20 protein-coding genes are annotated in these 18,840 nt (G+C 52.0%); 15 read left to right on the plus strand and 5 right to left on the minus strand.

Going from position 1 to position 18,840, the window contains the following annotated elements:
• Window positions 1-1,410, plus strand: a 1,410-nt coding sequence (gene malZ / locus AACS05_RS04760; RefSeq protein ID WP_045440463.1) for a maltodextrin glucosidase, incomplete at its 5' end; no start/stop codon positions are given.
• Here the strand turns inward: malZ and AACS05_RS04765 are convergent.
• Complete coding sequence (locus tag AACS05_RS04765) at window positions 1,404-2,306, minus strand: LysR family transcriptional regulator (RefSeq protein WP_045440465.1); 903 nt, start codon at window positions 2,304-2,306, stop codon at window positions 1,404-1,406. The two genes, malZ and AACS05_RS04765, sit on opposite strands and share 7 nt — an antisense overlap.
• 273 nt (window positions 2,307-2,579) lie before the next feature.
• Here AACS05_RS04765 and AACS05_RS04770 point away from each other — a divergent pair, with 273 nt between their 5' ends.
• From AACS05_RS04770 to AACS05_RS04780, 3 genes are read left to right on the plus strand one after another with little or no spacing between them, the layout of a single operon-like run.
• Window positions 2,580-3,221, plus strand: a complete 642-nt coding sequence (locus AACS05_RS04770; RefSeq protein WP_045440467.1) for a hydrolase — start codon at window positions 2,580-2,582, stop codon at window positions 3,219-3,221.
• A gap of 49 nt (window positions 3,222-3,270) precedes the next feature.
• On the plus strand, window positions 3,271-3,816 hold the full coding sequence (locus AACS05_RS04775) for an antibiotic biosynthesis monooxygenase (protein ID WP_045440468.1): 546 nt from the start codon (window positions 3,271-3,273) through the stop codon (window positions 3,814-3,816).
• Between the two features lie 21 nt (window positions 3,817-3,837).
• Window positions 3,838-5,706, plus strand: a complete 1,869-nt coding sequence (locus AACS05_RS04780) for an amidohydrolase (RefSeq protein WP_045440469.1) — start codon at window positions 3,838-3,840, stop codon at window positions 5,704-5,706.
• An 81-nt stretch (window positions 5,707-5,787) separates the two neighbouring features.
• Here the strand turns inward: AACS05_RS04780 and AACS05_RS04785 are convergent, their stop codons facing one another.
• Both AACS05_RS04785 and acpH read right to left on the minus strand, forming a co-directional pair.
• Window positions 5,788-6,390, minus strand: a complete 603-nt coding sequence (locus AACS05_RS04785; RefSeq protein ID WP_045440472.1) for a peroxiredoxin — start codon at window positions 6,388-6,390, stop codon at window positions 5,788-5,790.
• Window positions 6,391-6,593: 203 nt separating this feature from the next.
• A complete protein-coding gene (gene acpH / locus AACS05_RS04790) occupies window positions 6,594-7,175 on the minus strand; it encodes an ACP phosphodiesterase (RefSeq protein WP_045440475.1) in 582 nt (193 codons plus the stop codon).
• Window positions 7,176-7,470: 295 nt separating this feature from the next.
• Between acpH and queA the strand changes: the two genes are divergently transcribed.
• The 7 genes from queA to AACS05_RS04825 all read left to right on the plus strand — a co-directional run bounded on the left by queA (window position 7,471) and on the right by AACS05_RS04825 (window position 14,317).
• On the plus strand, window positions 7,471-8,541 hold the full coding sequence (queA, locus tag AACS05_RS04795; RefSeq protein WP_045440477.1) for a tRNA preQ1(34) S-adenosylmethionine ribosyltransferase-isomerase QueA: 1,071 nt from the start codon (window positions 7,471-7,473) through the stop codon (window positions 8,539-8,541).
• 53 nt (window positions 8,542-8,594) lie between these two features.
• Window positions 8,595-9,722: a tRNA guanosine(34) transglycosylase Tgt gene (tgt, locus tag AACS05_RS04800; RefSeq protein WP_045440480.1), complete on the plus strand. Its 1,128-nt coding sequence runs from the start codon at window positions 8,595-8,597 to the stop codon at window positions 9,720-9,722.
• 22 nt (window positions 9,723-9,744) lie between these two features.
• Window positions 9,745-10,077, plus strand: coding sequence for a preprotein translocase subunit YajC (gene yajC, locus AACS05_RS04805; RefSeq protein WP_002890398.1), 333 nt, complete (start codon window positions 9,745-9,747; stop codon window positions 10,075-10,077).
• A gap of 27 nt (window positions 10,078-10,104) precedes the next feature.
• Entirely contained in the window at window positions 10,105-11,952 is a 1,848-nt protein-coding gene (gene secD / locus AACS05_RS04810) for a protein translocase subunit SecD (protein WP_071828898.1), read from the plus strand.
• A 10-nt stretch (window positions 11,953-11,962) separates the two neighbouring features.
• The gene (gene secF, locus AACS05_RS04815; protein ID WP_045440487.1) at window positions 11,963-12,934 is read left to right on the plus strand and encodes a protein translocase subunit SecF; all 972 of its coding nucleotides are present in this window, start codon (window positions 11,963-11,965) and stop codon (window positions 12,932-12,934) included.
• Window positions 12,935-13,234: 300 nt separating this feature from the next.
• Complete coding sequence (locus tag AACS05_RS04820) at window positions 13,235-13,600, plus strand: VOC family protein (RefSeq protein WP_045440489.1); 366 nt, start codon at window positions 13,235-13,237, stop codon at window positions 13,598-13,600.
• Window positions 13,601-13,624: 24 nt separating this feature from the next.
• Complete coding sequence (locus AACS05_RS04825) at window positions 13,625-14,317, plus strand: helix-turn-helix transcriptional regulator (protein WP_045440491.1); 693 nt, start codon at window positions 13,625-13,627, stop codon at window positions 14,315-14,317.
• Between the two features lie 74 nt (window positions 14,318-14,391).
• Here the strand turns inward: AACS05_RS04825 and AACS05_RS04830 are convergent, their stop codons facing one another.
• A complete protein-coding gene (locus AACS05_RS04830) occupies window positions 14,392-15,270 on the minus strand; it encodes a nucleoside-specific channel-forming protein Tsx (protein WP_045440493.1) in 879 nt (292 codons plus the stop codon).
• 298 nt (window positions 15,271-15,568) lie between these two features.
• On the minus strand, window positions 15,569-16,108 hold the full coding sequence (locus AACS05_RS04835; protein ID WP_045440494.1) for a DUF3251 domain-containing protein: 540 nt from the start codon (window positions 16,106-16,108) through the stop codon (window positions 15,569-15,571).
• Between the two features lie 152 nt (window positions 16,109-16,260).
• On the opposite strand from AACS05_RS04835, the gene nrdR reads away from it, so the two are divergent.
• The 4 genes from nrdR to nusB all read left to right on the plus strand — a co-directional run bounded on the left by nrdR (window position 16,261) and on the right by nusB (window position 18,813).
• Complete coding sequence (gene nrdR / locus AACS05_RS04840; RefSeq protein ID WP_003021571.1) at window positions 16,261-16,710, plus strand: transcriptional regulator NrdR; 450 nt, start codon at window positions 16,261-16,263, stop codon at window positions 16,708-16,710.
• 3 nt (window positions 16,711-16,713) lie between these two features.
• Window positions 16,714-17,817 (plus strand): bifunctional diaminohydroxyphosphoribosylaminopyrimidine deaminase/5-amino-6-(5-phosphoribosylamino)uracil reductase RibD, encoded by a 1,104-nt coding sequence (gene ribD / locus AACS05_RS04845; RefSeq protein WP_045440497.1) that lies wholly within the window; start codon window positions 16,714-16,716, stop codon window positions 17,815-17,817.
• Between the two features lie 86 nt (window positions 17,818-17,903).
• On the plus strand, window positions 17,904-18,374 hold the full coding sequence (ribH, locus tag AACS05_RS04850) for a 6,7-dimethyl-8-ribityllumazine synthase (RefSeq protein WP_045440500.1): 471 nt from the start codon (window positions 17,904-17,906) through the stop codon (window positions 18,372-18,374).
• Window positions 18,375-18,393: 19 nt separating this feature from the next.
• Window positions 18,394-18,813: a transcription antitermination factor NusB gene (gene nusB, locus AACS05_RS04855; RefSeq protein ID WP_045440503.1), complete on the plus strand. Its 420-nt coding sequence runs from the start codon at window positions 18,394-18,396 to the stop codon at window positions 18,811-18,813.
• Window positions 18,814-18,840 lie beyond the last annotated feature (27 nt).

The following is an 18,840-nucleotide window of genomic DNA, read 5'->3' on the forward strand; positions in this document are numbered from 1 at the left end:
CAGTCACGTGAAGCGTATCAGAACAACGTTTATTACCACCATGCAGCAGGACAGGATATTGTGCAGCGTGAGTGGGATGAGCCGCTGACTGCGCAGGCTGGCGGTTCCACGTTCTATGGCGGTGATCTGGACGGTATCAGTGAGAAACTGCCCTATCTGAAAACGTTGGGCGTAACCGCGCTATATCTGAACCCGGTGTTTACCGCACCAAGCGTACATAAGTACGATACTGAAGATTATCGTCATGTTGATCCACAGTTTGGTGGCGACAGGGCGTTACTGCGCCTGCGACACAATACACAGGCGCAGGGAATGCGGCTGGTTCTGGACGGCGTATTTAACCACAGCGGCGATTCGCACGCCTGGTTTGACCGGCATAGTCGGGGAACGGATGGCGCATGCCATAACCCACATTCCCCCTGGCGCGATTGGTACCATTTTTCAACGGAAGGCGTCGCGCTGGACTGGCTGGGGTATTCAAGCCTGCCCAAACTGGACTTTGCATCTGAAAGCCTGGTGAATGAAATCTATCGCGGCGAAGACAGCATTGTCCGTCACTGGTTAAAAGCACCATGGAATATGGATGGCTGGCGGCTTGATGTCGTACACATGTTGGGTGAAGCCGGTGGTGCGCGCAATAACCTCCAGCATGTTGCCGGGATCGCCCAGGCGGCTAAAGAAACTCAGCCAGAAGCATACATTGTTGGCGAACATTTCGGTGATGCGCGTCAGTGGTTGCAGGCTGATGCTGAAGATGCCGCGATGAACTATCGTGGCTTTACCTTTCCCATATGGGGATTTCTCGCCAATACCGATATCTCTTATGATCCGCAGTTTATTGATGCCCGAACCTGTATGGCGTGGATGGATAACTATCGTGCAGGCTTATCACATCAGCAGCAACTGCGTATGTTCAATCAGCTCGACAGCCACGACACGGCCCGTTTTAAATCGCTGCTAGGTAAAGATGTCGCGCGCCTGCCTCTGGCGGTAGTCTGGTTGTTTACCTGGCCGGGGGTTCCCTGTATCTACTACGGTGATGAAGTGGGGCTGGACGGTAATAACGATCCGTTTTGCCGCAAGCCGTTCCCATGGCAGAAGGACAAACAGGATTCTGACCTGCTGGCGCTGTATCAGCGGCTGGCTAAAATGCGTCATCAGAGTCAGGCGCTACGCCACGGCGGTTGTCAGGTGATTTACGCAGAGGATAACGTGGTGGTATTTGTACGAGTACTAAACCGACAGCGCGTGCTGGTAGCAATCAATCGTGGCCAGGCCTGTGAAGTGGTGTTGCCAGCCTCGCCATTGCTCAATGCCAGCCAATGGCTGCACAAAGAAGGCAAAGGCCAGCTCGCGGATGATATTCTGACACTACCTGCGATTTCTGCCTCAATCTGGATGTGTCATTGATACAAACGCGCAATCTCCTCACTGGTCAGCAGCGTTTCCCGCCACCAGCGCTGCGCCAGTCCGTCATTGCTATTGCGCCACGCCATATAGGCGACGTCTTTTTGACGAAAAGACAACACGGGTTTTTCCACCAGCTCGCCTGTGGCTAACCATGGGCTTGCGATGTGGCGTGGGAGAAATCCGCAACCGGTTCCCGCCCGCAGTAACATCACTTTACTGTGGAAATCATCGACACGAATCTGCGCCTGTTCATCCATCAGGTTGCTTTGTAACGGATGACAATAGCGGGCGCTGTCGCTGATGACTATCGCCCGGTGCAGGCACAGTTGTTCATTGGTTAAACTATCCGATGCCGCTGCCAGTGGATGCCCGGGTGCGACAACAAACACATTATCCAGCGTGCCGAGCATTTTGTAAGACCAGGCCGCTGATGTTGGTGGCTCATTAATAGCGCCCAGAATAATATCCGCTCCGTTATGGGTGAGTTCTTCCCAGGAACCTGCCAGCGTGTGGTGAGTAAAGTTGAGGCGAGTTTGTTTATTGAGTGCGTAAAAAGCTTCGATAATCGGCACCAGTGCGGCGAAGGGGAAGGAGGCATCCAGCGCAATTGCCAGCTCTTTTTCCCAGCCAGCGCTCAGTTGTAACGCCTGTTTTTCGAGGTCTTTGGCAGCGCTGAGGAGCAAACGTCCTTTTTCCAGCATCATCAGGCCGGTATCGGTAAATTTTGCCCGATGCCCGGAACGGTCGAGCAATTCGATATTCAGATCGTTTTCCAGCTTCTGAATCATATAGCTGAGTGCGGCAGGGGTTTTAAACAGTGATTCGGCAGCGGCAGCAAATGAACCATGCCTGTCGAGTGCGTCGAGGATGAGCAGAACGTCCAGATTGATGCGCATAAGCTGAATATATCCTGAAAATTAAACACCTCATTTTTACAGAATAGAGAAAAACAATGCCAGTGAATAAATTAGATAAGACATTCGCATTTTTTTGATGATGATTGAGATATATCTCAAGACAAAATTATTATCATCACTCGATGATAAGTTTTCTTTAATAACTCGTTAGAAAATTCCCGCTATACTCAACAAGCTTTCTGATTCAGGATCCTGCTGCTGACGGCAGTTACAGACCGTTGCCTTTTAACTCATTGATTAAGAAGGTGTGCTATGTCTATTCGGGAACTGATTGACCCACAAAACTCAACGCTTATTTTTATTGACCATCAACCGCAAATGTCATTTGGTGTGGCGAATATTGATCGCCAGACGTTGAAAAATAATACTGTAGCATTAGCCAAAGCCGGAAAAATATTTAATGTTCCAGTGATTTATACCTCGGTTGAAACGAAAAGTTTTAGCGGATATATCTGGCCGGAATTGTTAGCTGTTCATCCTGATGTCAAGCCTATCGAGCGTACTTCAATGAACTCCTGGGAAGATGCGGCCTTTGTTAAAGCCGTGGAAGCGACCGGGCGTAAAAAACTGATTATCTCCGCACTGTGGACCGAAGTTTGCCTGACATTCCCGGCGTTGATGGCGCTGGAAGCGGGTTATGAAGTGTATGTGGTCACCGACACTTCCGGCGGTACATCCGTGGATGCTCATGAACGTTCTATCGATCGTATGGTGCAGGCGGGTGCGGTACCAGTTACCTGGCAGCAGGTGCTGCTGGAGTACCAACGCGACTGGTCACGTAAAGAGACTTACGACGCGGTGATGGACCTGGTGCGTGAACACAGCGGTGCGTACGGTATGGGCGTGGATTATGCCTATACCATGGTACATGGTGCACCAGAACGTAAGATTTAATTCCGCTGGCGGGGCAATCCCGCCATTATCCTTCAGCAAGGAACCCTTCATGGCGCAGAATAAACATGTGACATTGGTGATTACTCACACCTTGCGGCCTGACCAGGCGCAGCGGTATGAGCAGTGGCTGGGGAAAATCATGCCAGTGGCCGCAGAGTTTCCTGGTCATCTTGGCGCTAACGTCATTCGCCCTACCGACGGACAAAACCTGTGGAACATTATTATCCGCTTTGACACCGTCGAGCATCTGTATAACTGGACCCAGTCTGATACGCGCCGTGCGCTGGTCGAGGAGATCGCGCCATTGCTGGCGGAGGGCGACAAAACCGAGATTCGTACGGAAGCGGCATTTTGGTTTACCCCGCCTGCATCACATGTTCGCCAGCCTAAACGCTGGAAGCAGTTCCTGATAACTCTGCTGGTGATTTTTCCCAGCACCAATCTGGTGCCGTGGCTGACCGGCATCGTGCTGCCCTCAATGAAGGGATCATTGCTCCTGCATCTGATTAATGATGCCTGTGTGGTTGCGCTGGTGGTCTGGTTCTGGATGCCTATCGTAACCCGTCTGTTTGCCGGCTGGCTGAAAAAAGCCTGACCGGTTTCTCAGGAGATTGTTATGTCTCAAACTGCAACACTTATTCTGACTCACGGAAAAATCCATACTCTTGATCGCCAAAGCCCTCAGGTGGACGCCGTGGCGATTAAAGATGGAAAAATTCTGGCGACCGGTTCTCATGATCAGATCATGAATTTTGCGACTGATGGGACACAGATTATTGATCTGAAAGGTCATACAGTGATCCCAGGTTTAAACGACTCACATCTGCATCTCATTCGCGGAGGGTTGAATTACAACCTTGAGTTACGTTGGGAAGGTGTGCCGTCGCTGGCGGATGCGCTACGTATGCTTAAAGATCAGGCTGACAGAACACCCTCGCCGCAATGGGTTCGCGTGGTAGGCGGCTGGAGTGAATTTCAGTTCGCTGAACGCCGTATGCCGACGCTGGAAGAACTCAATGAAGCCGCGCCGGATACACCGGTATTTGTGCTGCATCTCTACGATCGGGCGTTGCTAAATCGCGCGGCACTAAAAGCGGTTGGTTACACCAAAGCGACGCCGGATCCGGTAGGGGGAGAAATTGTTCGCGATGGCAATGGTAATCCTACGGGGATGCTGATCGCCAAACCGAACGCTATGATCCTCTACTCTACGCTGGCGAAAGGACCAAAACTTCCGCTGGAAATGCAGGTTAATTCCACCCGTCAGTTTATGCGAGAGCTAAATCGACTTGGGCTCACCAGCGCCATTGACGCCGGCGGCGGCTTTCAGAATTACCCGGAAGATTATGAAATTATCGAGCAACTACATGCCAATAAGCAGATGACGGTCCGTATTGCCTACAACCTGTTTACCCAGCGTCCTAAGCAGGAACTGGAAGATTTCGAACGCTGGACCGATATGCTCAAACCAGGGCAAGGGACTGATTTTTATCGTGCTAATGGAGCAGGGGAAATGCTGGTCTTCTCGGCGGCGGATTTTGAAGACTTCCTGCAACCGCGCCCGGATTTACCTGAAGGCATGGAGGATGAGCTGGAGCGTGTCGTCCGCCACCTGGTGGAACATCGCTGGCCGTTCCGTCTGCATGCAACCTATGATGAGTCCATCAGCCGGATGCTGGATGTCTTTGAGAAGGTGAATCGTGATATTCCGTTCAACGGCCTGCACTGGTTCTTCGATCACGCAGAAACGATTACCGAACGTAATATTGAGCGCGTAAAAGCGCTGGGTGGCGGTATTGCAGTTCAGCATCGGATGGCGTTCCAGGGCGAATATTTTGTCGATCGCTATGGAAAAGATGCGGTTAAACATACGCCACCGGTAGCAAAAATGTTGGCGGCTGATGTTCCGGTTGGACTGGGGACCGACGCAACCCGCGTGGCAAGTTACAACCCGTGGACGGCGCTCTACTGGCTGGTTTCCGGACGTACTGTCGGCGGGATGGCGATGTACGACGATAACAACCGACTGGCGCGCGATGTGGCGCTGGAACTGTGGACCGCAGGCAGTGCCTGGTTCTCCAGCGAGCAGGGTAAGAAAGGTCACATTGAAAAAGATCAACTTGCCGACCTGGTGGTGTTATCAAAAGATTATTTCAGCGTACCGGAAGAGGAGATCAAAGGTATTGAGTCGGTGATGACCATTGTTGATGGCAAAGTCGTTTATGCTGCCGGGCATTTCACGCCGCTGGCACCGCCTGCGATCCCTGTTGTCCCTGACTGGTCGCCAGTGGTAAACGTTCCGGGGCATTATCGCTCTGCGCCACCTACTACTGCGAAAGTTGGTGCTATGGTCCAGATGCATCAGTGTTGCGGTAGCTGTGGCGTTCACGGACATCAGCACGATATGGCGCGTAAATCGGGGATCCCGGTGTCAGACGATCGTGCGTTTTGGGGTGTGTTGGGTTGTTCTTGTTTCGCGTTTTAATCATTGCCCGGTGGCGCTTCGCCGCCATCCGGCAACAAAAAAGGCTCGCCTGCGCGAGCCTTTTTGCTAAACGTTAGCCGATTACAGGCTGGATACGTTTTCGGTCAGGTATTTTGCAACGCCGTCCGGAGACGCGTTCATACCTTCTTTACCTTTTTCCCACTGAGCCGGGCAAACGTCACCGTGCTCTTCGTGGAACTGCAGCGCGTCAACCATACGCAGCATTTCGTCAATGTTACGACCCAGCGGCAGATCGTTTACAACCTGGTGACGAACAACGCCGTTAGCGTCAATCAGGAAAGAACCGCGCAGAGCAACGCCCGCTTCCGGGTGCTCGATGCCGTAGGCTTTCTGGATTTCGCGCTTAACGTCAGCAACCATTGCGTATTTCACTGCACCAATGCCGCCTTTGTCGACAGGGGTGTTACGCCATGCGTTGTGGACGAATTCAGAGTCAAAAGAAACACCAACGACTTCAACGCCGCGTTTCTGGAATTCTTCGTAACGTTTGTCGAACGCGATCAGTTCTGACGGGCAAACGAAGGTGAAGTCCATTGGCCAGAAGAACAGAACGGTGGTTTTACCGTTGGTATGCTGTTTGAAGTTGAAGTTTTCAACAATCTCACCGCTACCCAGTACCGCAGCTGCTGTGAAATCCGGAGCCTGACGAGTTACCAGTACCATATAATTCTCCTGCAAAGTTAAGGGGTTTTTGGAACGCAACGCGGGCCAGTATAGAGACTGTTCGGGAATAAGACAAAGAGGCGCTGGCAATCAATGAGACAGGTTTTGGCTATCAATGCATTACCGGATAGCGGTTTCGCCTTATCCGGTCAGCAACCCCTGATACAACAGGCAGGCCTGATAAGTGTAGCGCCATCAGGCAATCAAAGAGCCTTGCTGCTGGCCTGCGCCATCATGCGCGGATAAAACTGCCAGAAACGTGCTTCCAGGGCATCGTAATGCGCATCCAGGTCATACCAGGAGTCGCGCAGTGCGTCGAGTTTTGGACGGCGGCTGGCCATGCCGTTTAAGACATTCTGAATAAAGTCCATATCGCGATAGCGCTCCAGCCATTTCTCTGACCACATAAAGTTGTTCAGATTCACAAAGCGCGGCGGCGATTCAGGCAGGATAGTGGCAACCTGCGTGTAGGCGTAGCTGACAAAGGCCGCGAGCGGGAAGTCCGGTGATATTTCTGACCAGTGACGCGACAGGAAGTGATCCCACATGACATCCAGCGTAATAGGCGCGACGCGGCGAGTCTCGCGGCGAAACCACTCTCGGGCTTCACGCACTTCAGGCAGGTTATCGGTCATTACGTCGATACGACGGTGCATAAAAATGCCTTCCACCACGTCAGGTGGAAAACTGGCTTCCGGGTTCCCCCGAACAAAATCGGCCAGTAAATTGCCAGAAAGCGAACTGTCGGCAAGATGGGCTAAGTGCAGGTGTGCAAGAAAATTCATATCCACTTCATCCTTCAAACTGCCCCTTTGTTGGCTGCTGAGTTACTCGTCTCATCCATGAGACTCGCCCATACGGACCGCCGCTCTGCGACGTTCAAATCTGTTCCCTACAGATTTGTCACTTACCCCAGTCACTTACTAGTGTAAGCGCCTGGGGACTCATTCACTTGCCGCCTCGATGCATCTTGAATGATTTTGCGTATAGATTATGTCACTCATCTTGAGGGGTAAAGGTTGCAGGGAGAGCGCCCCGGCACTAGACTACCCGCCTCTTATTTTAGTCTGAGTCAGTGTCATGCGCGTTACCGATTTCACCTTTGAACTACCCGAATCCCTGATTGCCCACTATCCGCAGGCAGAGCGCAGTAGCTGCCGCTTGCTGTCACTGGATGGGCCGACTGGCGCGCTGACACACGGTACTTTCACTGATTTGCTCGACAAGCTCAACCCCGGAGATTTGCTGGTCTTTAACAACACCCGCGTAATTCCGGCGCGTCTGTTTGGCCGTAAAGCCAGCGGCGGCAAGATTGAAGTGCTGGTCGAGCGTATGCTGGATGATAAACGTATTCTGGCACATATTCGCGCATCTAAAGCGCCGAAGCCGGGTGCTGAATTGTTGTTGGGCGACGATGAAAGCATTAAAGCGACAATGGTTGCCCGTCATGACGCACTGTTCGAAGTGGAGTTTGACGACGAGCGCAGCGTGCTGGACATCCTGAATGCTATCGGCCATATGCCACTGCCGCCGTATATCGACCGCCCTGACGAAGATGCCGACCGCGAACTGTATCAGACGGTCTACAGTGAAAAACCCGGTGCCGTGGCGGCGCCGACTGCTGGTCTGCACTTTGACGATCCGTTGCTGGCAAAACTGCGCGATAAAGGCATTGAGATGGCGTTCGTGACACTGCACGTTGGCGCGGGGACGTTCCAGCCGGTGCGTGTCGACACCATCGAAGATCACATCATGCACTCCGAATATGCGGAAGTGCCGCAGGATGTGGTCGACGCGGTGCTAGCGGCGAAAGCACGCGGTAATCGTGTTATTGCGGTGGGGACGACCTCAGTTCGCTCGCTGGAAAGCGCGGCGCAGGCGGCTAAAAACGACCTGATTGAGCCATTCTTTGGCGACACGCAAATATTTATTTACCCGGGCTATCAGTACAAAGTGATCGATGCGTTGGTGACTAACTTCCATCTGCCTGAATCAACATTGATTATGTTGGTTTCAGCGTTTGCGGGCTATAAAAACACCATGAACGCCTATCATGAAGCCGTAAAAGCGGAATATCGCTTTTTTAGTTACGGGGATGCCATGTTTATCACGTACAATCCGCAAGCTATTTCCGAGCGTGTCGGGGAGTAAATCCCCGGCATGAGTGTTTAACGTCAGACTGTTTTTCTGACGCAGGAGTTAAAATGAAATTTGAACTGGACACCACAGACGGTCGCGCTCGCCGCGGCCGCCTGGTTTTTGATCGTGGCGTAGTAGAAACGCCAGCCTTTATGCCGGTTGGTACTTACGGCACCGTGAAGGGCATGACGCCGGAAGAAGTTGAAGCTACCGGTGCACAAATTATTCTCGGTAACACTTTCCACCTGTGGCTGCGCCCGGGTCAGGAAATCATGAAGTTGCATGGCGATTTGCATGATTTCATGCAGTGGAAAGGGCCAATCCTCACCGATTCCGGCGGCTTCCAGGTCTTCAGCCTGGGCGACATTCGTAAAATTACCGAACAGGGTGTGCATTTCCGCAACCCGATCAACGGTGATCCGATTTTCCTTGATCCAGAAAAGTCGATGGAGATCCAATACGATCTCGGTTCCGATATCGTGATGATTTTCGACGAATGTACTCCTTATCCGGCTGACTGGGACTATGCTAAACGCTCGATGGAGATGTCTTTGCGCTGGGCGAAGCGTAGCCGTGACCGTTTTGACGGGCTCGGCAACAAAAATGCGCTTTTTGGCATCATTCAGGGCAGCGTTTACGAAGATTTACGTGATATCTCTGTCAAAGGTCTGGTAGATATCGGCTTTGATGGCTACGCTGTCGGCGGTTTGGCTGTGGGTGAGCCGAAAGCAGATATGCACCGCATTCTGGAGCATGTTTGCCCGCAGATTCCGGCAGATAAACCTCGCTACCTGATGGGCGTCGGCAAACCAGAAGATCTGGTTGAAGGTGTACGTCGTGGTATTGATATGTTTGACTGCGTGATGCCAACACGAAATGCCCGTAATGGTCATTTGTTTGTGACTGACGGCGTGGTAAAAATTCGTAATGCGAAACATAAAAGCGACACCAGTCCGCTCGATGCCGAGTGCGATTGCTACACCTGTCGCAATTATTCACGCGCCTACTTGCATCATCTTGACCGTTGCAACGAAATATTAGGCGCGCGACTCAATACGATTCATAACCTTCGTTACTACCAGCGCTTGATGGCGGGTTTACGCAAGGCTATTGAAGAGGGTAAATTAGAGAGCTTCGTGACCGATTTTTACCAACGTCAGGGTCGACCTGTTCCACCTTTGAACGTTGATTAATTTTAATAATGAGGGAATTTGAATGAGCTTTTTTATTTCTGATGCGGTAGCGGCAACAGGTGCTCCGGCGCAGGGCAGCCCGATGTCTCTGATTCTGATGCTGGTGGTGTTTGGTCTGATTTTCTATTTCATGATCCTGCGTCCACAGCAGAAACGCACCAAAGAACATAAAAACCTGATGAACTCCATTGCCAAAGGTGATGAAGTGCTGACTAACGGTGGCCTGGTCGGTCGCGTGACCAAAGTAGCAGAAACTGGCTACATCGCTATCGCGCTGAACGACACCACTGAAGTGGTTATCAAACGTGATTTCGTAGCTGCCGTTCTGCCGAAAGGCACGATGAAGGCGCTGTAATTTATTGTTTTCCCGAAGGGAACTGCCGTGTTAAACCGTTATCCTTTGTGGAAGTACATCATGCTGGTCGTCGTGATTATCGTCGGCCTGCTTTACGCACTTCCCAACCTGTATGGTGAGGATCCGGCTGTTCAAATCACTGGCGTGCGCGGTGCCGCCGCCAGTGAGCAAACGCTGATCCAGGTCCAGAAAACGTTACAAGAAGAAAAAATTACACCTAAGTCTGTGGCTCTGGAAGAGGGCGCTATTCTTGCGCGCTTCGACTCCACCGATACCCAACTGCGCGCACGTGAAGTGCTGCTGGGCGTGCTGGGTGATCAATATGTCGTGGCGCTTAACCTGGCTCCGGCAACACCACGCTGGCTGGCTGCCATTCACGCAGAACCGATGAAACTCGGTCTTGACCTGCGTGGCGGCGTTCACTTCCTGATGGAAGTGGATATGGACACCGCGCTGGGTAAACTGCAGGAACAAAATATCGACAGCCTGCGCAGCGACCTGCGTGAAAAAGGCATTCCTTATACTACCGTTCGTAAAGAAGATAACTACGGTCTGAGCATCACCTTCCGTGACAGCAAAGCCCGTGACGAGGCTATCTCTTACCTGAGCAAGCGTCATCAGGATCTGGTGATTTCAAGCCAGGGCAGCAATGCGCTGCGTGCGGTGATGACTGATGCGCGTTTGAGCGAAGCTCGTGAATACGCGGTACAGCAGAACATTAACATTCTGCGCAACCGTGTTAACCAACTGGGTGTCGCTGAGCCGGTTGTTCAACGCCAGGGCGCTGACCGTATTGTGGTCGAACTGCCTGGTATTCAGGACACCGCGCGTGCGAAAGAAATTCTGGGTGCGACTGCTACGCTGGAATTCCGTCTGGTAAATACCAACGTTGATCAGTCTGCTGCTGCATCCGGGCGCGTACCGGGTGACTCAGAAGTGAAACAGTCCCGCGAAGGACAGCCAGTTGTGCTGTATAAACGCGTGATCCTGACCGGCGACCATATCACCGACTCCACGTCGAGCATGGATGAGTATAACCAACCGCAGGTTAACATCTCGCTGGATAGCGCGGGTGGTAACATCATGTCTAACTTTACCAAGGACAATATCGGTAAGCCGATGGCGACCTTGTTCGTCGAGTACAAAGACAGCGGTAAAAAAGATGCCAACGGCCGTGCGATGCTGGTGAAACAGGAAGAGGTGATTAACATCGCCAACATCCAGTCTCGCTTGGGTAACAGCTTCCGTATCACTGGAATTAACAACCCGAACGAAGCGCGTCAGCTGTCGCTGCTGCTGCGTGCCGGTGCGTTGATTGCGCCGATTCAGATTGTTGAAGAACGGACTATCGGCCCGACTCTGGGTATGCAGAACATCAAGCAGGGTCTGGAAGCCTGTCTGGCTGGTCTGGTGGTTTCTATCCTGTTCATGATCTTCTTCTATAAGAAGTTCGGCCTGATTGCGACAAGTGCGCTGATTGCCAACCTGGTACTGATCGTCGGTATCATGTCGTTGCTGCCGGGTGCCACGCTAAGTATGCCGGGTATTGCGGGGATCGTCTTAACCCTTGCCGTCGCGGTCGATGCGAACGTACTGATCAACGAACGTATCAAAGAAGAGTTGAGCAACGGACGTTCGATACAGCAGGCGATCAACGAGGGCTATGCGGGCGCGTTCAGTTCCATCTTCGATGCGAACATTACGACGCTGATTAAGGTCCTGATCCTGTATGCAGTCGGTACTGGGGCAATTAAAGGGTTCGCGATTACTACCGGTATTGGTGTGGCGACGTCGATGTTCACCGCGATCGTCGGTACACGTGCCATCGTAAACCTGTTGTATGGCGGCAAGCGCGTCAAAAAGCTGTCAATCTGAGGAGTGCGATGTGGCACAGGAATATACTGTTGAACAATTGAACCACGGCCGTAAAGTCATCGACTTTATGCGCTGGGACTACTGGGCTTTCGGCATCTCTGGTTTTCTGCTGATTGCGGCCATCGTGGTGATGGGCGTACGCGGATTTAACTGGGGGCTCGATTTTACTGGTGGTACGGTAATTGAAATCACGCTGGAAAAACCAGCGGAAATGGACGTGATGCGCGATGCGCTGGAGAAAGCGGGCTTCGTTGAGCCGCTGCTGCAGAACTTCGGTAGTAGCCACGACATTATGGTTCGTATGCCGCCAACTGAAGGTGAAAACGGCGGGCAGGTACTGGGTAGTAAAGTGCTGAGTGTAATTAACGAAGCAACTAACCAGAATGCCGCTGTGAAACGTATCGAGTTCGTCGGACCCAGCGTGGGTGCTGATCTGGCGCAAACCGGTGCGATGGCGCTGATGGTGGCGCTGATTTCCATCCTTGTGTATGTCGGTTTCCGCTTTGAGTGGCGACTGGCCGCTGGGGTCGTGATTTCCCTTGCGCACGACGTGATTATCACCTTAGGGATCCTGTCGTTGTTCCATATCGAGATTGACCTGACAATCGTCGCATCGTTGATGTCGGTAATTGGTTACTCGCTAAACGACAGTATCGTGGTATCTGACCGTATTCGTGAAAACTTCCGCAAAATCCGTCGCGGTACGCCTTACGAAATCTTTAACGTGTCACTGACCCAGACGTTGCACCGTACGTTAATCACCTCCGGTACGACGTTAGTGGTTATTCTGATGCTGTACCTCTTTGGTGGTCCGGTGCTGGAAGGCTTCTCGCTGACCATGCTTATCGGTGTCTCCATCGGTACTGCCTCGTCTATCTACGTAGCATCGGCGTTGGCGTTGAAGCTGGGTATGAAGCGCGAGCACATGCTGCAGCAGAAGGTCGAGAAAGAAGGGGCGGATCAGCCGTCTATTCTGCCGTAACCGAAGCTGCGCGTAAAAGCTGGAATCCCGATCGCAAGGTCGGGATTTTTTTTGCCTGTAGCACGCTGATTTCGTGTGGATATTAGCGAGTGGAGTAGAATCGCCCCAAGCTGGGGTGACCCGGTGAGGCACAGTGTTGCGGGGCTTGATCCCCGTTGGCCTTGTCGCCGCGTGGCAACATGCGCCCGAAACGGGCCAGAGGGAAACTTTTGGCCCTTTTTGCAAACACTGCTGACAGTATGCTGTCAGTAGTCCTGTTTTATAGTCCTTCTGAGATTACCCACAAAGGCAGGAGGATGTATGAATAACGTGATTAACTGGTTTGAAATCCCGGTAGCGGAAATGGATCGTGCCATTGCTTTTTATGAACCGGTGATGCAGGTTTCGCTGCGTCGGGAGAATATGGATTGTGCTGAGCTGGCAGTGTTCCCGCATCAGGACCCAGCCCCCGGTGGCGCACTGGCTAAATTTGATGGTATTACGCCTTCGCAGCAGGGCGCTATTATTTATCTGCATACGGACGATCTCCCGGCTACGCTTGCGCGTGTCGAAACAGCGGGTGGTAAGTGTGTGTTTGGACCACTTGAGCTGGGGCAGGATATTGGCACGATTGCGTTATTTACCGATAGTGAAGGTAATCGCGTTGGCTTGCACCAGCCTGCATAATATTTCTAAATACAGAGGGTTAAGATGACCAGGCGCGCTGACCGTTTATTTCAGATTGTACAGATCCTGCGTGGCAGGAGGCTGACAACGGCGGCGCATCTGGCGGAGCGGCTCGAGGTTTCTCCTCGCACGATCTACCGCGATATCTGCGATTTATCAATATCCGGCGTGCCTGTTGAAGGGGAGGCGGGCAGCGGGTACCGTTTAATGGCAGGATTTGATCTGCCACCTTTAATGCTCACTCACCGTGAGTCAGAAGCACTGATGGTCGCAATCCGATTACTGAAAACCTGGGGCGGTGATTCGCTCTCGCGGGAGCTGGAATCGGCGCAGGAAAAAGTGTTGGCGATCCTGCCAGAAGAGAGTCGTCGCAGGGCAGAACAGACGCGTATTTTTGCCCCTGACTTTGGAACTCAATTACATTCTCGTAGCACATTTGATCTTATACACCGGGCTGTATCTACCCAACAGGTTCTGGCACTGCATTATCGTGACGAAGCCGGGCAACTCTCCTGGCGAGATGTGCAGCCGCTGGGGTTATTTTTCTGGGGAGAGCACTGGCTACTGGTTGCATGGTGTGAAAGGCGTGAGGATTATCGTTGTTTTCGTGTTGATCGTTGTCTCTGTGTTACCCCTGTGGACAGGCATTTTCGTGAGGATACCGGACGTTCGCTAAGCGACTTTTTGCGTAAAGTTCGCTGTGACGATAAGCCATAAAAAAGCCAGCGGTTAAGCTGGCTTTAACATGCTGGTCTCCGGGTCGGCGCAGTGCCGCCCGGTATCAGGCAAAATTAGAAGTTGTAACCGACAACCAGATAGCCACCCCAACCGGTAGAACGAACGTTTTCTTTCATCCAGCTCAGATCAGCGTCATCGTTCCACTGACCGCCGTTGTGCCAGTAACGAGCGACGACGGAATAGTGCCAATGGTCGTAGTTCAGTGCCAGAATGTGGCTGGAGGCGATAGAGTCGTTAGTACGCTGTTTAATACCATTCTCAGCATAAGCACTCTTATCACCGAGATCGGAACCCCAGTCAAAGTTAGTGAAACCAATGTAGCTCAGGTTACCACCCCACAGTTCGGTAATTGGCACAAAGTATTTCACTTTGAAACGGTAGCCGTCCCAATCGTTTTGATTTTCTGCACCGTAGTTCTGCCACTGATACTTAGCGTATACGTTCATGGACAGGCTCATCGGCAGGCCAGTGTCGATATCGGTACCCAGACCCATATACCAGGTGCTCTGACGGCCATCTTTGTTACGACCCATGTCGTAGATATAGTTGTTGGCGAAGTACCACTCTTTGAACGGACCAAAGCTCAGATCAGTACCGGTCAGTTTGTCGATGGAGAAACGCGGTTCAATTTCCATAAACAGCGGGGAACCGTGGTTCCAGATACCTTTCGCATCGGTGTTACCACCGAAGAAGACTGGCGCATCCATGTAACCATAGAAGTCGAACCAGTCTTTCTTAGCGAAAGCTTCATATTCCAGATAGGTATCGTTACGGATCTGTGGTCCGAAACGGGTGTGGTAGCTACCTACTACGTTAACGCTCTGATGCCACCAGTCGGAAAGATATTGCGGTTTGTCATTTTCTGCCGCATTAGCAGTAAAGGACGAGGAGAGCGCCAGTACTGCACCGGCTGCAAGTAATGTTTTTTTCATATGTATGCCACTGTTTGAAATCCCTTTCGGGAGTGAAAAAGGCGCAATTTGCGTTTCTAAATATTTCGTATTTCTTCGGAGCCTATTATAAAAATCATTGTTCACAAAAATATGTCTTGTTTCACAGTTCTATCATTTACGTAATCGATTGCGTTCACGTTTGCGTACTTTAGGCGGCGAATTGTACTGGCTCCCATGAATGTTGCCAAGTTTTACTAAAAATCTCGATGATGTCAGAGGAGTAACAAAATGAAGGCTGGTGATGTTGCGGAACGCACAAAACGTTCCGCAAAAAAGTTTATTGTGTCACAGGCTGGATGTCGTGGATGCGTACAAACCCCAGTTGCTCCGGAGACAGGCCATTAAGCTGTAACGAAATGTCTACGTCGCTGGGTGCAAGAATACTTGCCGGAGCGTTTATCAATTGATTCTGAACATTCACCTCCTGATAGTTGTCCGTGGTGCCCTGAATTTGTCCGTACTCTACGGTGGCGCTAAAAGCGGGTAAAGGGGTGTCGGATTCGCCCTGAATACGTAATGTCAGGCGCGTACCGTCTGCATTTGGTGCAATATTCACCAGTGACATGCGCAACGTACCGATCTGACTGTTCAGTCGGGCGGGGGTTTTGGAACCCGGTAGTAAATAGACGCCACTGGTGGATTTTGCATTCAACATATTCTGCTGCGTTATTTTCACCGTTTCCTGATTAAGCTGTGTCATCTCTTTGTTCAGCGTGCTGACGCTTTGATGCATTTGGCGTACTTCGCTTTGCTGTGCACAGGCGCTAAGACTAAAGAGACTTCCCACCAGGAGAATTCTTAGGTAACGTCTTGTCATGTAGGTTACTTCCTTTATTGTCGCGATAGCATAATGGTAGTGTGCAAAGAGCACGAAGGCATCGATCCTTTATCTCAAAAGTGCTCTGCCTTTGTTGTCACGCCAGTTCAGGGTAAAATAGATTTCTGTTAACCACCTGGTCAGGACGCCGTATGCATTGCCCATTCTGTTTCGCCGTAGACACTAAGGTAATTGACTCTCGTCTTGTAGGCGAGGGCTCCTCGGTACGCCGCCGCCGGCAGTGTCTGGTCTGTAACGAACGTTTTACCACTTTTGAAGTGGCTGAACTTGTCATGCCGCGCGTTGTAAAAAGCAATGATGTGCGTGAACCTTTTAATGAGGAAAAACTGCGTAGCGGTATGCTCAGAGCACTTGAGAAACGACCTGTTAGCGCTGATGACGTCGAAATGGCGTTAAACCATATAAAATCCCAGCTGCGCGCGACAGGCGAACGTGAGGTTCCGAGCAAGATGATCGGTAACCTGGTGATGGAGCAACTGAAAAAGCTCGATAAAGTCGCCTACATCCGCTTTGCCTCGGTCTACCGGAGCTTTGAAGATATCAAAGAATTTGGCGAAGAGATTGCTCGCCTACAGGACTAAGCCATGCAGGATGAATTTTACATGGCGCGAGCGCTGAAGCTTGCTGCGCGCGGACGTTTTACCACACATCCCAACCCCAACGTAGGCTGTGTGATTGTTAAAGATGGCGAGATCGTCGGTGAAGGTTATCATTATCGCGCAGGTGAACCGCATGCTGAAGTTCATGCGTTGCGGATGGCGGGTGAGAAAGCAAAAGGCGCAACGGCCTACGTTACGCTGGAACCCTGCAGCCACCATGGTCGGACTCCGCCGTGCTGTGATGCGCTGATCGCCGCAGGCGTGACGCGAGTTGTGGCCGCCATGCAGGACCCCAATCCGCAGGTCGCTGGGCGCGGGCTTTATCGCCTGCAACAGGCGGGCATTGACGTCAGCCACGGGCTGATGATGAGTGAGGTTGAACAACTTAATAAAGGCTTCCTCAAGCGGATGCGTACAGGATTCCCGTATGTGCAGCTTAAGCTTGGCGCATCGCTCGATGGCCGCACTGCGATGGCCAGCGGCGAAAGTCAGTGGATAACCTCGCCCGAGGCGCGCCGCGATGTGCAGCGCCTGCGCGCACAAAACCATGCCATTTTGACCAGCAGCGCCACGGTACTGGCGGACGATCCTCAGCTTACCGTCCGTTGGGAGGAGTTGGGGGAGTCAACCCAGGCTCTCTATCCGCAAGAAAATCTGCGTCAGCCGATCCGCATTGTCCTTGATAGCCAAAACCAGGTGACGCCGGAGCATCGTATTGTGCAGCAGCCGGGAGAAACCTGGATTGCCCGTACTCATGACGATCCTCGCAGCTGGCCGGAGGCGGTTCGTAGCCTGAAGATTCCTGAACATAACGGGCATCTGGACCTGGTGGTGCTGCTGATGCAACTGGGCAAGCAACAAATTAACAGCATTTGGGTTGAGGCTGGCCCGACGCTTGCGGGCGCGTTATTACAGGCCGGAGTGGTTGATGAGCTAATCATCTATGTTGCGCCTAAACTGTTAGGGAGCGATGCACGAGGATTATGTGTGCTGCCAGGGCTTGAGAAACTGGCTGATGCCCCCCATTTCAAATTCAATGAGATACGCCATGTAGGTCCGGACCTTTGCCTGCATTTAGTGGGCGCATGATCTCCCGGTTCGAAAGGGAAGCAGCGCACAGATTATTATGATAAAATCCGCCCCCCTGCGGGGTCTAGTGAATCCGAAGGAAGAATATGAACATTATTGAAGCTAACGTTGCTACCCCGGACGCTCGCGTCGCCATCACCATTGCGCGTTTCAACAACTTTATCAATGACAGCCTGCTGGAAGGTGCGATCGACGCCCTGAAACGTATTGGTCAGGTTAAAGATGAAAACATTACCGTCGTTTGGGTTCCAGGCGCGTATGAGCTGCCGCTGGCGGCAGGTGCGCTGGCAAAAACCGGTAAATACGACGCGGTGATTGCGTTAGGCACGGTGATTCGTGGCGGTACCGCACACTTCGAATATGTGGCTGGCGGTGCAAGCAATGGCCTGGCGCATGTCGCTCAGGACAGTGGCATTCCGGTAGCCTTCGGTGTTCTGACCACCGAAAGTATTGAACAAGCCATTGAACGCGCTGGCACTAAAGCCGGCAACAAAGGCGCAGAAGCTGCACTGACTGCACTTGAAATGATTAATGTATTGAAAGCCATTAAGGCCTGATTTTTGTAAGGGGAAATCCGTGAAACCTGCTGCTCGTCGCCGCGCCCGTGAGTGTGCCGTCCAGGCGCTCTACTCCTGGCAGTTGTCCCAGAACGACATCGCTGATGTTGAATACCAGTTCCTGGCGGAACAGGACGTAAAAGATGTCGACGTTCTGTATTTCCGTGAACTGCTGTCCGGGGTGGCGACTAACAGCGCGTACCTGGATGGACTAATGAAGCCTTACCTGTCTCGCCTGTTGGAAGAGCTGGGTCAGGTAGAAAAAGCCGTGCTGCGTATTGCGCTGTTTGAACTGTCTAAACGTAGTGATGTGCCGTATAAAGTGGCCATCAACGAGGCGATTGAACTGGCGAAAACCTTCGGCGCTGAAGATAGCCATAAATTCGTTAACGGCGTACTGGATAAAGCAGCACCTGCGATTCGCCCCAACAAAAAGTGATCTCCAGGCCGGTAGGATAGCGGAATT

The sequence above is a fragment of the Citrobacter sp. S-77 genome (assembly GCF_963864895.1).
Classification (GTDB): Bacteria; Pseudomonadota; Gammaproteobacteria; order Enterobacterales; family Enterobacteriaceae; genus Citrobacter; species Citrobacter murliniae.